General features: G+C 66.5%; 19 protein-coding genes. 8 read left to right on the top strand and 11 right to left on the bottom strand.

What is annotated here, in order from left to right:
• Positions 1–82: 82 nt before the first annotated feature.
• Positions 83–1345: a histidine--tRNA ligase gene (hisS, locus tag ACWW36_RS21060; RefSeq protein ID WP_456137909.1), complete on the bottom strand. Its 1263-nt coding sequence runs from the start codon at positions 1343–1345 to the stop codon at positions 83–85.
• Entirely contained in the window at positions 1345–2007 is a 663-nt protein-coding gene (locus tag ACWW36_RS21055) for an MBL fold metallo-hydrolase (RefSeq protein WP_456137908.1), read from the bottom strand. The genes hisS and ACWW36_RS21055 overlap by 1 nt, the downstream gene beginning before the upstream one ends.
• Positions 2008–2113: 106 nt before the next feature.
• Here ACWW36_RS21055 and ACWW36_RS21050 point away from each other — a divergent pair, with 106 nt between their 5' ends.
• Positions 2114–3001, top strand: a complete 888-nt coding sequence (locus ACWW36_RS21050; protein ID WP_456142572.1) for a peptidylprolyl isomerase — start codon at positions 2114–2116, stop codon at positions 2999–3001.
• Position 3002: 1 nt separating this feature from the next.
• Positions 3003–4046 carry a peptidylprolyl isomerase gene (locus ACWW36_RS21045; RefSeq protein WP_456137907.1) on the top strand — a complete coding sequence of 348 codons (1044 nt, stop codon included), beginning with the start codon at positions 3003–3005 and terminating at the stop codon, positions 4044–4046.
• Positions 4047–4052: 6 nt separating this feature from the next.
• Here the strand turns inward: ACWW36_RS21045 and ACWW36_RS21040 are convergent, their stop codons facing one another.
• Positions 4053–5636, bottom strand: a complete 1584-nt coding sequence (locus tag ACWW36_RS21040; protein ID WP_456137906.1) for an HD domain-containing phosphohydrolase — start codon at positions 5634–5636, stop codon at positions 4053–4055.
• 144 nt (positions 5637–5780) lie between these two features.
• Between ACWW36_RS21040 and ACWW36_RS21035 the strand changes: the two genes are divergently transcribed.
• Both ACWW36_RS21035 and ACWW36_RS21030 read left to right on the top strand, forming a co-directional pair.
• Positions 5781–7487: an ATP-binding cassette domain-containing protein gene (locus ACWW36_RS21035; RefSeq protein WP_456137905.1), complete on the top strand. Its 1707-nt coding sequence runs from the start codon at positions 5781–5783 to the stop codon at positions 7485–7487.
• The gene (locus tag ACWW36_RS21030) at positions 7484–8290 is read left to right on the top strand and encodes an adenylate/guanylate cyclase domain-containing protein (RefSeq protein ID WP_456137904.1); all 807 of its coding nucleotides are present in this window, start codon (positions 7484–7486) and stop codon (positions 8288–8290) included. The genes ACWW36_RS21035 and ACWW36_RS21030 overlap by 4 nt, the downstream gene beginning before the upstream one ends.
• Here the strand turns inward: ACWW36_RS21030 and ACWW36_RS21025 are convergent.
• From ACWW36_RS21025 to yajC, 7 genes are all read right to left on the bottom strand, one after another.
• The gene (locus tag ACWW36_RS21025) at positions 8265–8561 is read right to left on the bottom strand and encodes a DUF4333 domain-containing protein (protein WP_456137903.1); all 297 of its coding nucleotides are present in this window, start codon (positions 8559–8561) and stop codon (positions 8265–8267) included. The genes ACWW36_RS21030 and ACWW36_RS21025 overlap by 26 nt on opposite strands.
• Positions 8562–8609: 48 nt before the next feature.
• A complete protein-coding gene (locus tag ACWW36_RS21020) occupies positions 8610–10958 on the bottom strand; it encodes a RelA/SpoT family protein (RefSeq protein ID WP_456137902.1) in 2349 nt (782 codons plus the stop codon).
• Positions 10959–10997: 39 nt separating this feature from the next.
• A complete protein-coding gene (locus tag ACWW36_RS21015; RefSeq protein WP_456137901.1) occupies positions 10998–11522 on the bottom strand; it encodes an adenine phosphoribosyltransferase in 525 nt (174 codons plus the stop codon).
• Positions 11519–13174: an ABC transporter substrate-binding protein gene (locus ACWW36_RS21010; protein ID WP_456137900.1), complete on the bottom strand. Its 1656-nt coding sequence runs from the start codon at positions 13172–13174 to the stop codon at positions 11519–11521. The genes ACWW36_RS21015 and ACWW36_RS21010 overlap by 4 nt, the downstream gene beginning before the upstream one ends.
• A gap of 5 nt (positions 13175–13179) precedes the next feature.
• On the bottom strand, positions 13180–14433 hold the full coding sequence (secF, locus tag ACWW36_RS21005; RefSeq protein WP_456137899.1) for a protein translocase subunit SecF: 1254 nt from the start codon (positions 14431–14433) through the stop codon (positions 13180–13182).
• A gap of 3 nt (positions 14434–14436) precedes the next feature.
• Positions 14437–16212, bottom strand: coding sequence for a protein translocase subunit SecD (gene secD, locus ACWW36_RS21000; protein WP_456137898.1), 1776 nt, complete (start codon positions 16210–16212; stop codon positions 14437–14439).
• Positions 16213–16281: 69 nt separating this feature from the next.
• The gene (gene yajC / locus ACWW36_RS20995) at positions 16282–16626 is read right to left on the bottom strand and encodes a preprotein translocase subunit YajC (RefSeq protein WP_456137897.1); all 345 of its coding nucleotides are present in this window, start codon (positions 16624–16626) and stop codon (positions 16282–16284) included.
• A 140-nt stretch (positions 16627–16766) separates the two neighbouring features.
• Here yajC and ACWW36_RS20990 point away from each other — a divergent pair, with 140 nt between their 5' ends.
• The 3 genes from ACWW36_RS20990 to ACWW36_RS20980 all read left to right on the top strand — a co-directional run bounded on the left by ACWW36_RS20990 (position 16767) and on the right by ACWW36_RS20980 (position 20146).
• Positions 16767–17177, top strand: a complete 411-nt coding sequence (locus ACWW36_RS20990) for a VOC family protein (RefSeq protein WP_456137896.1) — start codon at positions 16767–16769, stop codon at positions 17175–17177.
• A gap of 179 nt (positions 17178–17356) precedes the next feature.
• Entirely contained in the window at positions 17357–18697 is a 1341-nt protein-coding gene (gabT, locus tag ACWW36_RS20985) for a 4-aminobutyrate--2-oxoglutarate transaminase (protein WP_456137895.1), read from the top strand.
• Between the two features lie 15 nt (positions 18698–18712).
• Positions 18713–20146 (top strand): gamma-aminobutyraldehyde dehydrogenase, encoded by a 1434-nt coding sequence (locus ACWW36_RS20980; RefSeq protein WP_456137894.1) that lies wholly within the window; start codon positions 18713–18715, stop codon positions 20144–20146.
• Positions 20147–20221: 75 nt separating this feature from the next.
• On the opposite strand, the gene ACWW36_RS20975 is transcribed toward ACWW36_RS20980, so the two are convergent.
• A complete protein-coding gene (locus ACWW36_RS20975; protein WP_456137893.1) occupies positions 20222–20878 on the bottom strand; it encodes a hypothetical protein in 657 nt (218 codons plus the stop codon).
• 79 nt (positions 20879–20957) lie between these two features.
• On the opposite strand from ACWW36_RS20975, the gene ACWW36_RS20970 reads away from it, so the two are divergent.
• Entirely contained in the window at positions 20958–21587 is a 630-nt protein-coding gene (locus tag ACWW36_RS20970; protein WP_456137892.1) for a maleylpyruvate isomerase N-terminal domain-containing protein, read from the top strand.
• Positions 21588–21704: the final 117 nt, after the last annotated feature.

Genomic DNA, 21704 nt, shown 5'->3' with positions numbered 1-21704 from the left:
GCGTTCTGGGGTTCACGGGCACCGGATTACTGTCTGGATACCGCCGGCAGATTGACGCGAGATCCCCCGCGCGCAGGAATGGTTAGAGGTGCAGGCGGGAAAGCACCTCGGCGAGAACGCCTTCGGCGGGCACGTCGACCTGATCGCCTGTCGCCAAGTTCTTCACCCCGACCGTGCCCGCTTCGATGTCGTTCTCCCCAAGCACCAAAGCGATCGAGGCACCCGAACGGTCAGCGGAACGCATAGCGCCCTTGAGTCCGCGATCGCCGTAGGCCAGGTCGACGCGCACACCGGCGGCACGCAGCCGCGCAGCCAACACCGCCAGCCTGACCTTGGCCTGCTCGCCGAGCGGCACACCGAACACGTCGACGCGGGCAGTCCCGCCCACGCTTTTACCCTCGGCCTTCAGTGCCAGCACCGTTCGGTCCACGCCGAGCCCAAAGCCGATGCCGGACAAGTCTTTTCCACCGAGCTGGTGCATCAGCCCGTCGTAGCGGCCGCCACCACCGATACCCGACTGCGCACCCAGCCCGTCGTGCACGAACTCGAACGTGGTCTTGGTGTAGTAGTCCAGCCCACGCACCATCCGCGGGTTGATCACGTACGGCACACCCAACGCGTCCAAATGCGCGAGCACGGTTTCGAAGTGCTGCTTGGCGACATCGGACAGGTGATCGAGCATCACCGGTGCGTCGGCGGTCATCTCGCGCATCTTCGGCCGCTTGTCGTCGAGTACCCGTAGTGGGTTGATCTCGGCGCGCCGCCGGGTCTCCTCGTCGAGATCGAGCTTGAACAGGAAGTCCTGCAACAGTTCCCGGTACTGCGGCCGGCAGCTGTCGTCGCCAAGCGACGTGATCTCCAGACGGAAGCCGTCGAGCCCAAGCGACCGGAAGCCCGCGTCGGCGACCGCGATCACCTCGGCGTCCAGCGCGGGATCGTCGACGCCGATCGCCTCCACGCCGACCTGCTGTAGTTGCCGGTAGCGTCCGGCCTGCGGGCGCTCGTAGCGGAAGAACGGCCCGGCGTAACACAGTTTGACCGGTAGCGGCCCCCGGTCCAGGCCATGCTCGATCACCGCCCGCATCACACCGGCGGTGCCTTCCGGGCGCAGCGTCACCGAACGATCGCCGCGGTCGGAGAACGTGTACATCTCCTTGCTCACCACGTCGGTGGACTCGCCGACGCCGCGGGCGAACAGCGCGGTGTCTTCGAAGATCGGCAGTTCGATGTCGCCGTACCCCGCACGGCGGGCGGCGTCGAGCAGACCGTCGCGCACACCGACGAACTGTGCCGACTCGGGCGGCAGGTAATCCGGGACGCCCTTGGGCGCCTGAAAGTCACTCACTAACTCAAGCCTTCGAGGAACGGGTTGGCGCGACGTTCGAAGCCGATCGTGGTCTTCTCACCGTGTCCAGGTAGTACCACGGTGTCGTCGTCGAGCACCAACAGTTTTGTCACGATCGAGCCGAGCAGGTCCCGCCCGCTGCCGCCCGGCAGATCCGTGCGGCCCACCGACTGGCGAAACAGCGTGTCGCCGGAGAACACCACCTCGTCAGGGCCGTCGGCCACCCTGAACACCACAGAGCCACGGGTGTGGCCGGGCGTGTGGTCGACGGTCACCGTCACCCCGCCGAGTTCCAGCTTGTCGCCGTCGCGGTCGAGCTCGACGACCTGCCTGGGCTCGCGGAACAGCGCGCCGAACGCGATCTGCGCCAGCCGCGGGCCGAAGTCCTTGATCGGGTCGGTCAGCATGAACCGGTCCTCGGGATGGATGTAGGCCGGACAGCCGTACATGTCGGCGACCTTCTGCGCCGACCAGATGTGGTCGACGTGCCCATGCGTCAACAGCACCGCCGACGGCGTCAGGTGGTTGTCATCGAGGATCTGCCGCAGCGGACCCATCGCCCGCTGGCCCGGGTCGACGATGACGGCGTCGGCGCCGGCTCTCGGGGCCAGCACGTAGCAGTTGCACGCCAACATGCCTGCCGGGAATCCGGTGACCAACACGATCTCCAGTGTCCCATCCCCCCTTCGCGAGGGTCGCGACCGGCACACACAGCAACGCCTGGCACACTCGTTGCCGATCGACGTAGACATGAGGAGGACACCGGCGGTGCCGACCAACGAACAACGGCGTGCAACAGCGAAGCGCAAACTCGAGCGGCAGCTGGAGCGACGGGCCGAGAAGGCACGCAAGCGCCGCATCTACACGATCGTCGGCTCCGCAGTCGGTGCGATCGTCGTGATCGGCGCCGTCGTGGCCACCATCGTCATCACCAACCGCGATTCGCACAGCCAGACCGCGTCGGCGGCCACGACCACTCCGGCCACCACTTCGGCCGCACCGGGAGCGCCGCAGGCCTCCGGTCAGCTGCCCGCGTTCGCCGCACCCGCCAACCTGGGCGCCAACTGCCAGTACCCGCCGTCAACGGAGAAGGCGAGCAAGCCCGTCAATCCGCCGCGCACCGGCAAGGTGCCCACGGACCCGCCGCAGGTCAGCGCGAGCATGTCCACCAACCAGGGCAATATCGGGCTGCAGCTCGACAACGCGAAGTCGCCGTGCACGGTGAACAGCTTCGCCAGCCTGGCGCAGCAGGGCTTCTTCAACGACACCCCGTGCCACCGCCTGACCACATCCGATGGACTGTCGGTGCTGCAGTGCGGCGACCCGACCGGCCAGGGCACCGGCGGCCCGGGCTACCAGTTCGACAACGAGTACCCCACGAATCAGTTCCAGCCCGACGATCCAAAGCTGCAGGAGCCGGTGGTCTACCCACGCGGCACCCTGGCGATGGCCAACGCCGGGCCCGGCACGAATGGCAGCCAGTTCTTCCTCGTGTACAAGGATTCGAAGCTGCCGCCGAATTACACGGTGTTCGGCACGATCGACCAGACGGGCCTTGCGACCCTGGACAAGATCGCCGCGGCAGGCACCACCGACGGCAGCGAGGACGGCAAGCCGAAGAACGACGTTCAGGTCAAGTCGATCCTGCTGGACTGACGTGGCGACACCGCCGCCGAGCGGCGAATTCGGGGCACCGCCGCCGTACGGCCCGTATCCACCGCCGCCGCCGTACGGGTATCCGCCGGGGTACTACGGCTATCCGGGCTATGCCCAGCCGCAGCCGACCAACGCCTTGGCGATTGTGTCGCTGGTGTGCGCCTTGTTGTTCGCACCGCTCGGCATCGTGTTCGGCCACATCTCGCTGTCACAGATCAAGAAAACCGGCGAGGAAGGCCGCGGACTGGCCATCGCCGGGTTGGTGATCGGCTACATGATGACGGCGCTGACCGTCATTGCGATCGTGGTGACCGTGGTGTTCGTCGTGGTGGTGGCGCAAAACCTCGAAAGGTTGGACGGGGTGATCCCGCGCTACCCGGGCGTCACGGCCACCCCGACACCGCCCGGCCAGGCGTTGCCACCGTTCAAACCGCCGGCCACGCTGGGCTCCAATTGCCAGTATCCGGCGACGACGGAACCGCCGAGCAAGCCCGTGAAGCCACCGCAGATGGGCCGGATCGCGACAGACCCGGCAGTCATCGGCGCGACGGTCACCACCAATCAGGGCGTCATCGGGCTGCAGCTGAACAACGCCCAGACACCGTGCACCGTCAACAACTTCACCAGCCTGGCCAGACAGGGTTTCTTCGACAACACGCCATGCCACCGGCTGACCACCTCACCCGAGATGGGTGTGCTGCAATGCGGCGATCCGACGGGCAGCGGTAAAGGCGGACCCGGCTACCGATTCCCCAACGAATACCCCACCAACCAGTACCGGCTGAGCGACCCGGCGCTGAAGGTTCCTGTGGTGTATCCGCGAGGGACGCTGGCGATGGCCAACGCGGGACCGGGCACCAACGGCAGCCAATTCTTCTTGGTGTACAAAGATTCCGCCCTGCCGCCGACCTACACGGTGTTCGGCACGATCGACGGCGCCGGCCTGGCGGCGCTCGACAAGGTCGCCGCGGGCGGCACCGCCAACGGCAGCGACGACGGCAAACCGGCTCTGGCCGTGACGATTACGTCGGTACGGGTGGGTTAGCGCGAGTTACTCGCTCGAGCTGCTGACCAGCCCGTGCTCAAGTGCGTACATGCTGGCGCCGATTCGATTGGACACGCCGATCTTCGCGTACGTCCGCTCGACGTGGTTGCGGACCGTCTTCTCGCTGAGGACAAGCGACTTGGCGATCTCCTTGTTGGACGCACCGCGCGCGACAAGGCACAGCACCTCGACTTCGCGTGCGGTCAGCCCGTCCGGACGCAGCGTTGTCCGAGCGCTCCGGTGACCGGCGGCTTGCAGGACGGCATCGACGGCGACGCCGTCCAGCCCGCCGGCGTCGACCTGGTCCCGCAGCCGCCGCGCCGCCGCCGCGGGCGAGAGCTCATCGCGATACGGCCTTGGCTCGCAAGCAGATTGGTAACTCACCGCAGCCGCGAGCAGGCGATCCGGCAGGCTCAGCGCGGCCCCCGAAAGACCACGCGGATATCCCGAGCCGTCGATACGCTCGTGGTGGTTCCCCGCGATTTGCGCCACCTTTTCCAAACCGGAGACGTGACTGAGGATCCGCCCCGTCAGGTAGGGGTGTAACCGCACACGCTCGAATTCGGACGCCGTCAAAGGCCCTGGCTTGGACCAGATTCGGTTCGATATACCGATTCGGCCCAGATCATGAACGTGGCCGGCACGACGCGTCAGTTCCACCACTTCATGGTCGAGTCCGGCTAAGACGGCGGCATCGGCGGCGATGCGGGCCACGCCTCCTGAATGACCCAGTGTGAAAGGAAGTTTCAGGTCGACGAATTCACCAAGTGCGAGCAGAAGAGAATCCAGCGACTGCGGATCCAGCCGCATGTGGCGATCGGGTGCCTCCCGAAGCGCTGCGCCCCAAGCGTTCCCCGTCGCGGGACCGGCCAGCACCGCATCGGCGTTGTCGACGAATGCATCAACGACGTGAGGGTCGAACTGGCCACCGCGGCGCCGGCGCGCCATCGCGACCGCAGCGTCTGCGCCGTGGGTGCGCTGGTGAACCTCCACCATGTCGGCGAGCTGAGCTACCCGCATCTGGATGGGAATCGCATCACCGGACGCACCCGTGGGAAGACCGCCGCCGTCGTATCGCTCGAACGTGAACGCCACGGCCGTCTGGACGTCCTCGCCCAGACCGATCCGCTCGGCGAGCACCGCGGCCGACGTGCAGTGCGAGTGGATCAGTCGCGACAGGTGCCCGCGTGCATTGAGGAACAACGACCCCATGACGCTGAGCCGGTGCAGCCTCGGCTCACCGCGGGCCACGTTGTTGGCCACGAACCGTAAATAGGGCAGACCCGACCAGTCGACAAAATAGGAATCGTGGCGCACCGCGATGTCGTCGCCGAACCAGCGCGCGTATTCGTGTGAATCCGCGTGACATCCGATCCACATGATCAGCGTCGCGTAGTAGATGCTGTCGCGTTGCTGCCTGCGCAGGCCGAGCCGGTCGGCGATGCGCGTCGCGATGAGCGCAGAACGAAGCATGTGCTCGGCGGGCTGGCCGAGGCCGAGATCGATCGCGACTGACAACGCCGCGAGCAACTCGGCGCGCGTCGGCATTTCTGCGGCCGACGGCGCGGGCTCGGGTGGTCGCGACGGCATTTGCCAATTCTGCCTTCGCCGAGCGCATTGACCGGCCGTCTTGGCTCCGTGTTTTGAGGCAAACGCCTCATGTGTGTGAGGGGCCGGCGGATCGACGATCAGCGCATGACCTACCCAGTTCAAGACCTGAGGAGACGACCGACCATGACCGAACGCACACTTGAACCGCCCACCCTCGACGGCTTCGGCACGTTGGGCGGGGGCATCGACGCCGTAAACGTGAGCCGCCGCGTCGGCAGGCGCCAGATCCTCCAGCAGCTGTCGCTTTCGGTGAAACCCGGCGAACTGGTCGCAATCGCCGGCGGCAGCGGAGCGGGAAAGACCACCTTGCTGGAGATCCTCGCGGGGCTGCAGCCACCGACCGCGGGCAATGTCTGGCATGACGGCAACGTGAGCCGCGCCCGAGGCAGCGGTGATTCCCGCATCGGGTATGTGCCGCAGGACGACATCATCCACCTGGAGATGCCCCTGCGCCGCACACTGCGCTACGCGGCGCGGCTGCGGCTGCCCGCGGGCACGCCGGCGACAGAGGCGGACCGCGACGTCGAGGAGACCATGCGTGAGCTCGATCTCGCCGATCGTGCCGACGTGCCGGTCCGCGCGCTGTCTGGTGGCCAGCGAAAGCGGGCCAGCATCGCAGTGGAGTTGTTGACCCGGCCGCGGCTGCTGTTCCTCGACGAACCCACGTCGGGCCTGGATCCGTCGACGGCCGCCGACGTGATGCGCCTGCTGCGCCGCCTCAGCCAGCGTGGGGTCACGGTGGTGCTGACGACGCACGAGCCGGCCGGCATCGACAGATGTGACCGGGTGGTGTTCCTCGCTCGCGACGGCCACCTCGCCTTCACGGGCAGCCCGGCCGAGGCTCGGCGATACTTCGGTGTCGACGATCTCGCCGACGTGTACGACCGGCTCGCCACCGAGGACACCCCGGCGACCTGGGCGCAGCGATTCGCGCAGACCGACGGGAAGTCGAAAACGCCACCCGCCGTGTCGCTTTCGCCGATTCCGGCGACCCGTGCCGATGCCAAGCGCACGGGCACCGTCCGCCAATGGTGGCTACTCACCCGACGCAATATCGACGTGTTGTTCCGCAATCGCCTGACCCTGGCGGTTCTGCTCGGCTCACCGGTGCTTGTCACGGCGATGATGGCGACGCTGTTCCAACGTGGCGCCTTCGACCCGGATGGTGCAGCCGGCGTCGGCCCGGCCCAGATCGTGTTCTGGATCGCGTTCGACGGGTTCTTCTTCGGCCTGACCTACGGGCTGCTGCAGATCGTCGGGGAGATGGCCGTTTTCCGGCGGGAACGCCTGGCCGGGCTCAGCGTCGGCGCATACGTGGCGTCCAAGGTCACCGCTCTGCTGCCGGTGCTTGCCGGCGTCAGCGCGGTGCTGCTCGCTGTGCTGCGGGTGCTTGGCCGGCTTCCCGCTGTCGAGTGGCACGTGTATGCCCTGCTGTTCGCAACGATCCTCATCGAAGCGACCTCGGCGCTGGCGCTGGGTCTGCTTGCGTCGGCCGCGGTGTCCAACGCCGCGCAGGCTGCCCTCGCGCTGCCGATGCTGTGCTTCCCTCAGGTTCTGTTCGGCGGGGCCATCGTCCCGGTCGACCAGATGGCCACCCCGGGACGGCTGATGAGCCTGGTCCTGTCCAACCGCCACGCCTTCGACGCGCTGGGGCGCCACCTGCACCTGGACCGGTACACCGCCACGATGCCTGCCATGTCCGCCTACCGCGACACGTTCAGTGGAGGCACCGCCGCCAGTCTGATCGCGCTCGCCTCGTCCGCCGCTGTCCTCACGCTGGCCACCGTCTGGGTGCTGGACCGGCGGACCCGGACCGGAGCGTCACGATGACTGCGAACCCGGCGACCACACAAGAGCGGCGAACCGACATGTGGGAGAAGGTGCTCACCGACGGCCATGCGTCCTTGGTAAGAGCGCGCCACGCGTTTCGATATCTGCCCTCGTCGCCGCGATGCAAGCTGTGCAACAACCCGTTCGGCGGCGTCGCGGGCGCAGTTCTGGGCGTCGCCGGGTTCCGTCCGTCGCGCAAGAACCCGAACCTGTGCACGCGCTGCTGCGACGCGCTACCGGCCGGTGGCGCGGAAGTCGACATCGCGGTTCTCTTCGCCGACGTCCGCGGCTCCACAGCTCTCGGCAATCGTTGGGCAGCAACGGAATTCGCGACGCTACTCAATCGGTTCTACGGTGTCGCAACGCGGACCCTGTTGCGGTATGACGCAGTGCTCGACAAACTCATCGGCGATGAGGTGATGGCGTTCTTCGTCCGAGGGGTCAGCGGCCCGAATTACCGCCACAAAGCGATCGAGGCGGGAACCGAACTACTGCGGAAGGTCGGCTACGGCACCACCGATGGTCCGTGGTTGGACATCGGCGTCGCGGTCAACGCGGGAATCGCCTACGTCGGCAACGTCGGTGATGCGGTCGTCGACTTCACCGCTCTCGGCGACCCAGTCAACACCGCCGCGCGAATGCAGCAACACGCCGCTGCGGGCGAGCTTCTGGTGGCATCCGACGTCGCCGGCGAATTGACCGCACCGCGGCGCAGATTGGCGTTACGCGGGGTCGAGCGACCGGTGGATGCGTTCGTGCTCCGTTCGCCGCAAGAGGTCAGCCCTTGCTCGGCTCGGTCTTGATGTAGAACTGCACGTCGTCGCCCTCGACCTTGGTGACCTTCATATGGGCGACGTAGTCCTTGCCCTCGGGTCCGGTGAAATGACACTCGAATTCGGTGCCGACCTTCGCGTCGACCCCTGACGGGCATTTCACATCGTTGGGCTTGAATCCGGTCTGCTTGGAGACCAGGTCGACAACGGACGCCGCGGCGCCCTCCGGCTTGATCGTTGAGCCACACCCCGCGAGGAGCATTGCGAGCGAAGCGACGAAGACCACCAATGCTGTGCGCATCGCCGAAGTATTGCAGATCCGGCAAACTACCAACGCCTTTTGGAGCGCTCAGGCAGCCGATGTCACGCGGTAGACGTCGTAGACGCCCTCCACGTTGCGCACCACGTTCAGCAGGTGGCCCAGGTGCTTCGGGTCGCCCATCTCGAACGTGAACCGGCTGATCGCCACGCGATCGTCGGATGTGGTGACGGACGCGCTCAAGATGTTGACCTTCTCGTCGGCCAGCACCCGGGTGACGTCCGACAGCAGCCGATGCCGGTCGAGGGCCTCGACCTGGATCGCCACCAGGAACACCGACGACGGCGACGGCGCCCATTGGACGTCGATGATCCGCTCCGACTGTTGTTGCAGCGACGTGGCATTCGTGCAGTCGGTGCGGTGCACACTGACCCCACCGCCGCGGGTGACGAAACCCATGATGTTGTCACCCGGCACCGGTGTGCAGCACTTCGCGAGTTTCGACAGCACCCCGGGCGCGCCGGGCACCGCCACACCGACGTCGTCGGTGCTGCGCTGACGCATCGGCATGGTCGCAGGGGTGGAGCGTTCGGCGAGTTCGTCGGCGGCCTCCTCGTCGCCGCCGAGCTGGGCCACCAGGCGCTGCACCACGTGCCGAGCCGATACGTGGCCCTCCCCCACCGCGGTGTACAGCGCGGACACGTCGATGTATCGCAGTTCGCGGGCCAGTGCGGCCATCGATTCGGCATTCATCAAGCGCTGCAACGGAAGCCCGCCGCGCCGCACCTCACGCGCGATGGCGTCCTTGCCCGCTTCCAGCGCCTCCTCGCGGCGCTCCTTGGCGAACCACTGCCGGATCTTGGCCTTCGCACGCGGCGACACCACGAACTGCTGCCAGTCACGCGACGGCCCGGCATTCGGCGCCTTCGACGTGAAAATCTCCACCCGCTCGCCGTTTTCGAGCTTGCGCTCGAGCGCGACGAGCCTGCCGTCCACCCTCGCGCCGATGCAGCGATGGCCGACCTCGGTGTGCACGGCGTAGGCGAAGTCCACCGGCGTCGACCCGGCCGGCAGAGTGATCACGTCACCCTTCGGGGTGAACACGAAGATCTCCTGGGCCGCAAGGTCATAACGCAGCGACTCGAGGAACTCGCCGGGGTCGGCGGCCTCACGCTGCCAGTCGAGCAGCTGCCTCATCCACGCCATGTCGTCGATCTCGGCCGCGGCGTGCGGGTGAGGAACGTTGCGGCCCTTGGCTTCCTTGTAGCGCCAGTGCGCGGCGATGCCGTACTCCGCGGTCTTGTGCATGTCGAAGGTGCGGATCTGAACCTCGAGCGGCTTGCCCTCCGGACCGACGACGGTGGTGTGCAGCGACTGGTATACGCCGTAGCGTGGCTGGGCGATGTAGTCCTTGAAGCGGCCGGGCATCGGCTGCCACAGCGAATGCACCACGCCCACAGCGGCATAACAGTCGCGGATCTCGTCGCACAGGATCCGCACGCCGACCAGGTCGTGGATGTCGTCGAAGTCGCGGCCCTTGATGATCATCTTCTGGTAGATCGACCAGTAGTGCTTGGGACGGCCCTCGACCGTCGCGTTGATCTTCTGCGCGCTCAGCGCGGCGTTGATCTCGGCGCGCACCTTGGCCAGATACGTATCTCGCGACGGCGCCCGGTCGGCGACCAGCCGCACGATCTCCTCGTACTTCTTCGGGTGCAGGATCGCGAACGACAGGTCTTCGAGCTCCCACTTGACGGTGGCCATGCCCAGCCGATGTGCCAGTGGGGCAATGACTTCCAGGGTCTCGCGGGCCTTGCGGGCCTGCTTCTCCGGCGGCAGGAAGCGCATGGTGCGCATGTTGTGCAGCCGGTCGGCGACCTTGATGACCAGCACGCGCGCATCGCGGGCCATCGCGATGATCATCTTGCGGATCGTCTCCCCCTCGGCGGCACTGCCCAGCACCACTTTGTCGAGCTTGGTGACGCCGTCGACGAGATGACCGACCTCGGTGCCGAACTCCTCGGTCAGCGCTTCCAGCGTGTAGCCGGTGTCCTCGACCGTGTCGTGCAGCAGCGCCGCGATCAGCGTGGTGGTGTCCATGCCGAGCTCGGCCAGGATGTTGGCCACCGCCAACGGGTGGGTGATGTAGGGGTCACCTGAGCGCCGCAACTGGTCGGCGTGCCGTTGCTCGGCCACCTCGTAGGCGCGCTGCAGCAGCGTCAGGTCGGCCTTCGGATAGATCTCGCGGTGAACGGCAACCAGCGGCTCGAGCACCGGGTTGACCGTGCTGCGCTGTGCGGTCATCCGTCGGGCGAGCCGCGCCCGCACGCGCCGCGACGCGCTCGTCGAGGCCTTCGGGATCTCCAGCGGCTGCGTCTCGGGGATCTGCGCGCCTGGAGGTGCCTGCACGGCCTGTCCCGTGCCGGGATCGTCAGCCATGGTCACCTCCCAAAGTCCGCCAGACTTCGAGGATATCGCTCACACCGTCCGCAAGCTGCTGACCGGTAACGGTTTGACCACGTCGCGACCGCCGAGAGCGGCCAGTTCGAGCACCACCGCGGCCCCCATCACGTCGGCGCCGACGTGCCGAAGCAGCTGCGCCGTCGCGGCCAGGGTGCCGCCGGTGGCCAGCACGTCATCGATGATCATGATCGACCGGCCCGCCAGCTCGACGCCGTCGGCAGGCACCTCCAACGTCGCGGTGCCGTACTCCAGCGTGTAGGTCTCACTGTGCACCGGCGGCGGTAGCTTGCCGCCCTTGCGGACCGCGAGCACGCCGATGCCGAGCTTGATGGCCACGGCGCCGCCGAGCAGAAAGCCACGGGCGTCCACGCCCGCCACCAGGTCCGCACCCTTGGCGATGTCGGCGAGTGCCCCAGATACGGCGTCCAGGCCGTGTGCATCGGCCAGCAGCGGCGTCAGGTCTTTGAACTGAATGCCCGGCTCGGGGAAGTCAGGCACCTCCCGCGTGAGCGACGCGATCAGCGCAGAGATTTCGCTCATGACTCCAGCACCCAGCGGTCCATGTTCCACCCCGCGCCCCATCGAGTCGGATTGCTGCTCACCGCATACATCTTCTTCGATGTCACCAGGGTTCGCTGCTGACGATAGAGCGGAAGCGTCGGCATGTCGGCCCACAGGATTGTGCCGCCCTCACCGAGCAGCCGGGCCTGTTCCTTGGGATCCGACGTCACCGCCATCGACGCGATGATCGCGTCGATGCGCTCGTTGGAGTAGCCCGACAGGTTGTTGCCGTTGCCGGTATGCAGGTCGTAGGCGTCCATCGCCGATGTGCCGGTGGACCCGCTGCCCGCGGCGCCGCCGGTGCTGGCGATCAGGACGTCGATCTCGCTGTTACGCAGGGTCAGCGGTCCGGTCGTTTCGGACGCGGCGTCCTGGACGGTGATTCCGGCGGGCGCGCAGGCCTTGGCGATCGCGCCGACGGTCGCGGCGAGGCGGGCGTTCGGACTCTGGTAGCCGATTCGAACGGTCATCGGCTGCCCGTTGATCGCGGCCCTGGCAGCGTCGGGGTTGGCGACGGTGAATTGGCCGGCCTCGACCTGGCCTTCGACCGCTCCGAGGGCATCCTCGGTCGCGGGGTTGAGCCGCGAATTGGCGATCGGCACCTCCGCGTTCTTGGCGATCACGTCCCGCGGTGTGCACGAGGCCAGCGCCCGGCGTGCCGGCGGACCGGCCAGCGGTCCCTGCGGCGCGAAGATGAGCTGCTCGATGCCTGCCGAGGCGGATTCGCTGCGGACATAGTCGTCGGGCAGGTTCAGCGTGCCCGATGAACCCGTCGCGATGTCGACGACGTCGTAGGCGCCCTGGTTGATCCTGTCTTGGATGTCGGCGCCGCGCGGCCACACCGTCACCTTCTGGGTGACGGGCTTTGCGCCCCACCATTTGTCGTTGGCGACGAGTACGACCGCGCCATCCTTGGTGACCGAGTCGATCTTGTACGGCCCAGACGACGGAAAGCGCTTGAGATCCACGTCGGGTGTCAGGTTCCACGTGTTGTTCCACACCTGCGCGATGCGGTCGACGGTCGGGCCGTCGTTGTTGTTTATGGCGGTCGTGACGCCGCCATCTCCCAGGCCGAGCTCGTCGGCGATCACGTGTGACGGCATCATCGACGTCGCCGCGAACAGCTGGCCGAAGTCGACGAACCCGCGGTCCGGCGCGAATGACACGCGCGCCTTCTTCTGCCCCGGCGCGCAATCGACGGAGGCGATGTCGCTGTAGCCGGCCCGGTTGGCGGCGTCGAAGGTCGGGAACCGCCCGGACTGTGACGCCCACGCCAGCACCATGTCGTCGCAGGTGATCGGTTTGCCGTCCGAATAGACCGCGTTGGCCGCGATCTCGTAGTCGAGCACCAGCGGTGCCCGTCCCACCACCGAGATGGTGCCGAAGTCGTGGTCGCCGACGATCTGGCCGTCGGGTCCGTGGTAGTTGAAGCCGGTCAGTACGCGGGCGAACGCCTGCGGACCGCCCGAGGCCGCACCGGCTGTGGTGGTGGTGTTGTAAGTGACGAGCGTGCCGTCGACGGCGTAGTCGATCGCGCTGGCGTTACTGCCCGAGCACGACGTCAGGGTCAGCGCAATGGCCAGCCACAGCACGGCCGCGACCACCACCGCACGCCGGCTCGCCAACGTCATGCGCCCTACCGCCGCCGGGTGCTTCGCTTACCCGACGGTCGTCCGGTCCGGCTGGCGGTCGGCCGCACGGGCCGCGCGCCCGGCGCGGGTTTGTCCGCCGGTGCGGGCCTTGCCGCCAGCGGCGCGGCGGTCACCGACTCCGGCTCGGCGTCCTGCACGGTCTCGCTGGCCTTGGCAGGCTTGCGGCGGTTGACGACGCGGCGGGTGTGGTTGCGGACCAGTTCGGTGCGCTCACGCATTGTCACGAGCAGCGGAGTGGCGAAGAAGATGGACGAATAGGTGCCCACGACCACGCCGACCAGCTGCACCAGGGCCAGGTCCTTGAGCGTGCCGACACCGAGCAGCCATACCGCGACGACCATCAGGGCGGCGATCGGCAGCACAGAGATCAGACTGGTGTTGATCGAGCGCATGAACGTCTGATTGACGGCGAGGTTCGCCTGCTCGGCGAAGGTGCGCCGCGTCGTGTGTTCGAACCCGTGCGTGTTCTCCTCGACCTTGTCGAACACGATCACGGTGTCGTAGAGCGAGAACCCGAGGATCGTCAACAGACCGATGACGGTGGCCGGCGTGACTTCGAATCCGACCAGCGAGTACACACCCGCCGTGGTGATCAGGTCGAAGGCCAGGCACAGCAGCGCCGAGATCGACATGTACCGCTCGTAGCGCACCATGATGTAGAGGCCGGCGAGCACGAGGAACACCACGAGCGCGATGAGCGCCTTCTTGGTGATCTGGCCACCCCAGGTCTCCGAGACCGCCGAGTCGCTGATCGCCTGCTTGCTGGGCTGACCGTCGGAACCCTTGGGCTTGAATTCGTCGAACAACGCGGTGCGCAGTTTCTCGGTTTCCTGGTTGGTCAGCGTCTCCGACCGAATCTGGACTGTGGCCGAGCCGCCGCTGCCGACGACGACCACCGACTCCGGCGACTTACCCAGCGTCTTGCTGAACACGTCTTCGACTTGCTGAACGCCGACCGTGCCGCTCTGGCCGGCGACCGGCATCGACACCTTGGTGCCACCCTCGAAGTCGATGCCGAAGGTGAAGCCGCGCAGCACAATACTGGCGATCGCAATGGCGACGATCAGGCCGCTGATCGTAAACCACAGCTTGCGCTTGCCGACCACCTCGAACGCGCCGGTGCCGGTATAGAGGCGGACGAAGAAGCCGTGGCGGGGAGCGTCGGCGGCCGAGGCTTCCAGGTCGGGCGCCTCGACGGCGGTCGACTCGATGGCGTCGGATGAATGTTTGGCGGCCATTGGCTATCCCCGTCCCGTCGCGTGCGCGGCCGCTCGTCGTTCGCGGGCGATCTGCTGGACCGCGCCGAGACCGTTGAACGCCGGCTTGGACAGCGTCGTGGACTTCGATGCCATGTACACCAGCGGCCAGGTCACCAGGAACACGACCACGACGTCGAGGATCGTGGTCAGGCCCAGCGTGAACGCGAAGCCCTTCACCTGGCCGACGGCCAGGATGTAGAGCACCACGGCGGCCAGCAGGGTGACCGCGTTGCCTGACAGGATCGTCTTGCGCGCCCTAGCCCAACCGCGCGGGACGGCCGAACGGAACGAACGCCCTTCTCGTATCTCGTCTTTTATGCGTTCGAAGAACACCACGAACGAGTCGGCCGTGGTGCCGATACCGATGATCAGACCGGCGATGCCGGCGAGGTCGAGCGTGTAGTTGATGTATCTGCCTAGCAGCACCAAGATCGCGAAAACCATTGCACCAGACGCGATCAGGGACAACGCCGTCAGCAACCCGAGCACCCGGTAGTAGATCAGCGAGTAGGCCAGCACCAGCGCGAGCCCGATCGCACCCGCGATCAAGCCGGCGCGCAGCGACGTCAAACCCAAAGTGGCCGAGACTGTTTCGGCCTCCGACGACTCGAACGACAAAGGTAGCGAGCCGTACTTGAGCACGTTGGCCAGTTCGCGTGCCGAGTCGGCGGTGAACTTGCCGGTGATCTGTGTGCGTCCGCCGGGGATCGCTTCCTGGATCTCGGGCGCGCTGACCACCTGAGAGTCAAGTACGAAGGCGGTCTGGGTGCCGACGTTGGCGGCGGTGAAGTCGGCCCAGATCTTCGATGCGTCGCTCTTGAACTCCACATCGACGACGTACTCGCCGCGCTGCTGATCCAGCCCTGAGCTGGCGTCCTTGATCTGCTCGCCGCTGATTATCGATTTGTCGAGCAGATACACCTGCTTGTGGTCCTGCGAACACGTGATCAAGGGCAGGTTCGGATCGTCGTTGCCCGCCAGCACGTCTTCGTCGTTGCAGCGGGTGGCCTGGAATTGCAGCGCCAGGATCTGGATCTGCTGATCCGTGCTCTGTCGCAGCTGCTTCTCGTCGGCGATGCGCTGCGCGAGGTCGGCCTTCGGCTGGGGCTTCGGTGGCGGTGTGTTCACCGGTGTACCGGGCGTGCCCGGAGGCGGAGTCGGCGGCGCGGGCGTGGGCGGCGGCGCCTCCGGGTACGGCCGCGGCTGTGGCGCGGGAGTGGCCGGCGCCGGCGGCGCCTGTTCGGCAGGCATCGGCGGCGACACGGGTGCGCCGGGCTCGGCGGGCGCGATGGGTGGCAGACCCGGCGTTGCGCCCGGTGGCGCTCCGGGCGGCGCACCCGGCGGGCCGGCGGCGGGCGGCTGCTGGCCCTGCCCCTCGGCGGCGATCACGTGGATCACCGGCCGGATGTACAGCCGAGCAGTCTGGCCGAGGTTGCGGGCCTCGCTGCTGTCGTTGCCCGGCACGGTGATCACCAGATTGTCGCCGTCGATGATCACCTCGGACCCGGATACGCCGAGCCCGTTGACGCGGGCACCGATGATCTGCTGGGCCTGATTCAGCGCCTCACGGGTGGGCCGGGAGCCGTCCGGCGTCCGCGCGGTCAGCGTGACGCGGGTACCGCCCTGCAAGTCGATGCCGAGCTTCGGCTCGGCGTGCTTGTCGCCGGTCAGGAACACCAATAGGTAGACGCCGACGAGCAGCACCAAGAAAAGCGTCAGGTAGCGGGCAGGATGTACCGGCGCCGAAGACGATGCCACGTTTCCTCAGGTCTCCTCGAGATCAGTTCGTCAGCACCGCAAAGGGTACGTGTTCAGGCTGAAGGGCTATCAGTCGATCTTCGTGTTGGGACTGTCGGTGATTTCCGTCGGGCCCGACTCCGAAGCGTCGACATCGTCGTCGAAATCGACGTCATCGTCGTCGGTGATGCGGTCACGCACGGCCAACTTCATCCACGTCGTCACCACGCCGGGCGCGATCTCCAGCTCGACGTTGTCGTCGGTGATGGCGGTGATGGTGCCCTGCAGACCCGACGTGGTGTGCACGCGGTCGCCGACCTGCAGCGAATTGTGCAGGTCGATGGTGGCCTGCATCGCCTTCTTCTGGCGCCGCGACGCGAAGAACATGAACGCGCCCAGGATGATGAGCAGGGGCAGGAAGACGACCAGATCCATGGCTACAACTGTCTTTCGTATCGCTTGCGGTCACGGCCCCCAGACCGGCAGGTCAGGGGCCTCGTCGTTGACCAGTGTGCCATTGCGGCGGCCAGCGGCCGAGGCCACCACCAGATGGCCGACGCTGTTAGCGTCGCTGAATGCTCGGACACCTCGGCATCAACGTTCCCGACCTGGGCCTGGCCAAGGACTATTACGGCGCCCTCCTGCCGCGGGTCGAGTTCGAGCCTTTCCTCGATGCCGACGATGAATTCGCCTACCGCCCCGCCGGCGGAAAACCCGGCACATACCTCTTCTTCTATCCCGCGGCCGAGTCGTCGGAGTACTCGCGGCACCAGACCGGCCTGCAGCACCTCGCCTTCATGGTGCGAACCCGGTCGGCGGTCCACGACGTCCACGCCCTGATCACCGAATTGGCGCCGCGGTTCGGCGGCCAGGTTCTGCACGAGCCTCAGGTGTTTCCGCAATATCCGCAGCCCTACTTCGCGACCTTCTGGCTCGACCCGTGGGGCGTCATGCTCGAAGCGGTATGCCATTACGACCGCGATTGACTGTTTGCAACGAAATCCGTTGCAGCTAACCCGTCAGGCCGACGATTACGCCACAACGTGGCCGAGTTTTCAATCGGATCGGTGCATCTGCGACTAGGCTCAACGGCGACGCGGCATACGTGGTTCCCGCTCCTCGCGTGCGCGTCGCCGAACCCCACCGGTCAGCAGGAGGCTTGGAGTTGAGCACGCTTGAGCAGAGCCGCCACCTCGTCACCGAGATTCCCGGTCCACGGTCAAAGGAGCTGATCGACCGCAAGCGCGCCGCCGTCTCGCGCGGAATCGGCAACACGATGCCCGTCTACGCCGCCCGCGCGTTCGGCGGCATCGTCGAAGACGTCGACGGCAACCGGCTGATCGATCTCGGCTCCGGCATCGCGGTCACGACGATCGGCAACTCGTCGCCGCGTGTGGTCGCCGCGGTGGCGGAGCAGGCTGCCAGATTCACCCACACCTGCTTCATGATCACGCCGTACGAGGCTTACGTCGCGGTGGCAGAACAGCTCAACCGGCTGACACCCGGTGGCGGCGACAAACGGTCTGCGCTGTTCAACTCCGGCTCGGAAGCTGTCGAGAACTCGATCAAGATCGCCCGGTCGTATACGCGCAAGCCGGCGGTGGTGTCGTTCGATCACGCCTATCACGGCCGCACGAATCTGACCATGGCGCTGACCGCGAAGTCCATGCCGTACAAGCACGGCTTCGGCCCCTTTGCGCCCGAGGTCTACCGCGCGCCGCTGTCCTACCCGTTCCGAGACGCGGAGTTCGGCAAGGAACTCGCCACCGACGGCGAATTGGCGGCCAAGCGCGCCATCGGCGTCATGGACAAACAGGTCGGCGCCGCCAACCTGGCCGCGGTGATCATCGAACCCATCCAGGGTGAAGGTGGCTTCATCGTCCCGGCCGACGGATTCCTACCCACGCTTCTTGCGTGGTGCCGCGACAACGACGTGGTGTTCATCGCCGACGAGGTGCAGACCGGGTTCGCCCGCACCGGCGCGATGTTCGCGTGCGAACACGAAGGCATCGAGCCGGATCTGATCGTGACCGCGAAGGGCATCGCGGACGGCATGCCGCTGTCGGCGGTCACCGGCCGCGCCGAGATCATGGACGCCCCGCACGTCAGCGGGCTCGGCGGCACCTACGGCGGCAATCCCGTCGCGTGCGCCGCGGCGCTGGCCACCATCGAAACCATCGAGGCCGACGGGCTGGTGGAAAGGGCGCGCCAGATCGAGGCGTTGATGAAGGACCGACTCGGCCGGCTGCAGGCCGAGGACGACCGCATCGGCGACGTGCGCGGTCGCGGCGCGATGATCGCGATGGAGTTGGTCAAGCCAGGGACGCTTGAGCCCGACCCGGAGCTGACCATGAAGCTGTGCGTCGGCTGCCACACGGCGGGCGTAATCGTGTTGTCCTGCGGCACATTTGGCAACGTGTTGCGTTTCCTGCCGCCACTGACCATCAGCGACGACCTTCTCGTCGAAGGCCTTGACGTACTTGCCCTGATCCTCGCGGACCTCTAAACGACAGGAGTTCACATGACAACGGTTCACAACTTCATCGGCGGGGAGCAGGTCGACTCCGTCAGCGGCGCAACCATGCCGCTTGTCGACCCCTCAACGGGTGAGCAGTACGGCACCGCGCCGGTCTCGAACGAGCAAGACATCGACAACGCCTACGCGGCGGCGTCCAAGGCATTCACGGACTGGAAGCGCACCACGCCGTCGCAACGCCAGAAGGCGCTGTTGGATTTCGCGGACGACGTTGAAAAACACGCGGAAGAACTCGTTGTTGCCGAGGGCCGTAACACCGGCAAGCCCAACCACGTCACGATGGCCGAAGAGATCCCGCCGATGCTCGATCAGATTCGGTTCTTCGCCGGTGCGGCAAGGGTTTTGGAGGGCAAGTCCGCAGGCGAATACATGGAGAACCACACGTCGTGGATTCGGCGCGAGCCGGTGGGCGTGATCGGCCAGGTTGCCCCGTGGAACTACCCGATGATGATGGCGATCTGGAAGTTCTGTCCCGCCATAGCAGCGGGCAACACCGTGGTGATCAAGCCCAGTGACACCACACCGGTGACGACGACGATGCTGGCCGAGATCGCTTCCCGGCATCTTCCGCCCGGGGTGCTGAATGTCGTGTGCGGCGATCGCGTCACGGGCGCGGCGGTCGTCGCGCATCCGACCCCGGAAATGGTGTCGATCACCGGATCGGTCGCGGCGGGCCGCGCGGTGGCGGTCAGTGCGGGCGGGCATTTGAAGCGCACGCATCTGGAGCTCGGCGGCAAGGCGCCGGTCCTGGTTTTCGACGACAGCGATATCGCCACGGCCGCAGAGGGAATCGCCACGGCGGGCTATTTCAACGCCGGCCAGGACTGCACCGCCGCAACCCGTGTGCTCGCGACCGCGAAGGTCGCTTCTGATCTGACCGATGCGTTGGCCGAGCAGGCCCGCGGCGCGGCGACGACGTATGGCAAGGCCGCCGATGACGAGGACGCATGGGTGCCGCCGGTCAACAACGTCAATCAATTGGAGCGGGTTCTGAGCTTCCTTGGCGATGTGCCATCGCATGCAAAGGTGGCCATCGGTGGACAACGCCAGGGAGACAAGGGTTTCTACGTCGAGCCCACGGTCATCGGCGGGCTTCAGCAGGATGACCGACTGATTCAGCAGGAGATCTTCGGCCCCGTGATCACTGTGCAGTCGTTCACCGACGAGGACGAGGCGATCGCGTGGGCCAACGGCACAGAATACGGCCTGGCGTCGTCGGTGTGGACGCGCGACGTCTCGCGTGCGCTACGCGTCTCCGCGGCACTGAATTTCGGATGCGTGTGGATCAACACCCACATCCCGCTGGTGGCCGAGATGCCGCACGGCGGCTTCAAATCGTCGGGTCACGGCAAAGACCTCTCGATGTACGGCTTGGAGGACTACACCCGCATCAAGCACGTCATGGCGTACACGGGCTAACTCTTTTTGCGCGAGCAGACGCAAAGTCCCCCGTTTCGTCGGCGTGTCGGGGGACTTCGCGTCTGTTCGTAGGAACTACCGGTGGGCCAAGCGATGGCCGCCGTGGCCGTCGCCGGTCCGGAACATGTCACGCCAGCTGCGACGGCGAGGCTCCGCAGTCGTCGCCGGGCGCATTTCCTCAGTCTCCGCCTCGGTTGCCGTAACCGGCTGCGCCGCAGCGGGAGCGGTGACCGGTCGCTCCGCCCATTCGATGTCGCGCACGCTACGAATCGACAGCCGGCCCAATGCCATTGCGCCGAAGAAAACGATCAGCGCGCCGAGTCCGTAGAAGTACGTCAACTCCAGCCAGACTCGTTTGGTCTCCGTCGCCGCCACCGGACTGCCGACGGCACCGATGCCCAATGGGCCGGCGAGCGCACGGCCAACGACGAACCATGCGCCGCCGGCCACGGCCAGCCAGCCGCCCAGCATCGCGGCCGCGCGGTTGCGCGACATGAGCAATAACAGGCCGCCCACTGCGGTCACTGCGCCGGGCAGCACCTCAAGCCATCCGCGGGCGGTGGTCCAGGTCCATTCCTGATCCGGAGTGAATGCGAAGTCGAAATAGGGTCCTACGAACGGGATGAGCGCACCCCAGATGCCCAGCAGAAGCAGCAGAAATCCGCTCATTGCGCCGCGACTACGCGGCATTTGCAACCTACCCCCGCGGGGGCGAACACGCGTGTCAGTCATGGTTTCCTCCTCCGTCCTCGGCCGAATACCCGCGTCGGGCCCTGCATAACCGTTAATTGCTCCTCGATAGGTTGGCGGTATGCGGCTCGACGGCGACGCAGCGAGACAAGTCCTTGCCGACGCATGGGAGCGGTGGGCTCGCCGGTGCGCCGAACTGACGCCGCAGCAATGGTCCACGGCGACGCGGTGCCGGCCATGGGATGTGCGAGGCCTGGTGGCTCATGCCTGTCCCGGTCGTTCGATGTTCGACATGCTGACCGCGGCGACGACCGACGGACCCGCCGCCGTCACCGACGCCGCGGAGATGCTGCGCCGCTTCAACGCCCCTGGCGGTATCGCACACACTTCGGCCGACGACATTGCCGAACATGCCGCCACCGAAGCGGCGACACTCACACCCGACGACGCTGTGACGCGCTTCACCGAATGCGCCGAAATTCTGCGCGCGACACCGATGTCCGAAGAGATAGTGATCGCCTATCCCGTCGTCGGCATCACGACGACATTGGCGGTCGTTGCCGAGATCGCATTGATGGAGGCCACCGTGCACATGCTCGACCTCGCCGATGCCGTCGGTGGTGTCGAGCCGTCCGCCCAAGCGCTCGCAGCGACGCGCGATTTGCTCATCGCCGTCCCCGACCCGATCGCGGCAATTGAAGTTCTTACCGGCCGCACCGATCCCACCGCCGCAGTGCCTGCGATCCGGTGAGGACCGTCACAGCACTCACAGCGAACTGGCAGCTAGGTACGGAATAAAGTTAGTTTTACTAACGTAGTTTCGAGTAGGCGCAGCGTCGCGCCACCAATACCTGCAATTTGCCGAGGA

This window comes from Mycobacterium sp. MMS18-G62, assembly GCF_053877835.1.
Note: the sequence above shows the minus strand (reverse complement) of the source record. Positions and strands in the feature narration are given on the sequence as shown.

Excerpts from the sequence above, each read along its gene's own strand:
- ACWW36_RS21040 (WP_456137906.1), bottom strand. The coding sequence starts at position 5,636 with ATGCCGTCGCGACCACCCGAGCCCGCGCCGTCGGCCGCAGAAATGCCG.
- ACWW36_RS21035 (WP_456137905.1), top strand. The coding sequence starts at position 5,781 with ATGACCGAACGCACACTTGAACCGCCCACCCTCGACGGCTTCGGCACG.
- ACWW36_RS21030 (WP_456137904.1), top strand. The coding sequence starts at position 7,484 with ATGACTGCGAACCCGGCGACCACACAAGAGCGGCGAACCGACATGTGG.
- ACWW36_RS21025 (WP_456137903.1), bottom strand. The coding sequence starts at position 8,561 with ATGCGCACAGCATTGGTGGTCTTCGTCGCTTCGCTCGCAATGCTCCTC.
- ACWW36_RS21020 (WP_456137902.1), bottom strand. The coding sequence starts at position 10,958 with ATGGCTGACGATCCCGGCACGGGACAGGCCGTGCAGGCACCTCCAGGC.
- ACWW36_RS21015 (WP_456137901.1), bottom strand. The coding sequence starts at position 11,522 with ATGAGCGAAATCTCTGCGCTGATCGCGTCGCTCACGCGGGAGGTGCCT.
- ACWW36_RS21010 (WP_456137900.1), bottom strand. The coding sequence starts at position 13,174 with ATGACGTTGGCGAGCCGGCGTGCGGTGGTGGTCGCGGCCGTGCTGTGG.
- secF (WP_456137899.1), bottom strand. The coding sequence starts at position 14,433 with ATGGCCGCCAAACATTCATCCGACGCCATCGAGTCGACCGCCGTCGAG.
- yajC (WP_456137897.1), bottom strand. The coding sequence starts at position 16,626 with ATGGATCTGGTCGTCTTCCTGCCCCTGCTCATCATCCTGGGCGCGTTC.
- ACWW36_RS20990 (WP_456137896.1), top strand. The coding sequence starts at position 16,767 with ATGCTCGGACACCTCGGCATCAACGTTCCCGACCTGGGCCTGGCCAAG.
- ACWW36_RS20980 (WP_456137894.1), top strand. The coding sequence starts at position 18,713 with ATGACAACGGTTCACAACTTCATCGGCGGGGAGCAGGTCGACTCCGTC.
- ACWW36_RS20975 (WP_456137893.1), bottom strand. The coding sequence starts at position 20,878 with ATGACTGACACGCGTGTTCGCCCCCGCGGGGGTAGGTTGCAAATGCCG.
- ACWW36_RS20970 (WP_456137892.1), top strand. The coding sequence starts at position 20,958 with ATGCGGCTCGACGGCGACGCAGCGAGACAAGTCCTTGCCGACGCATGG.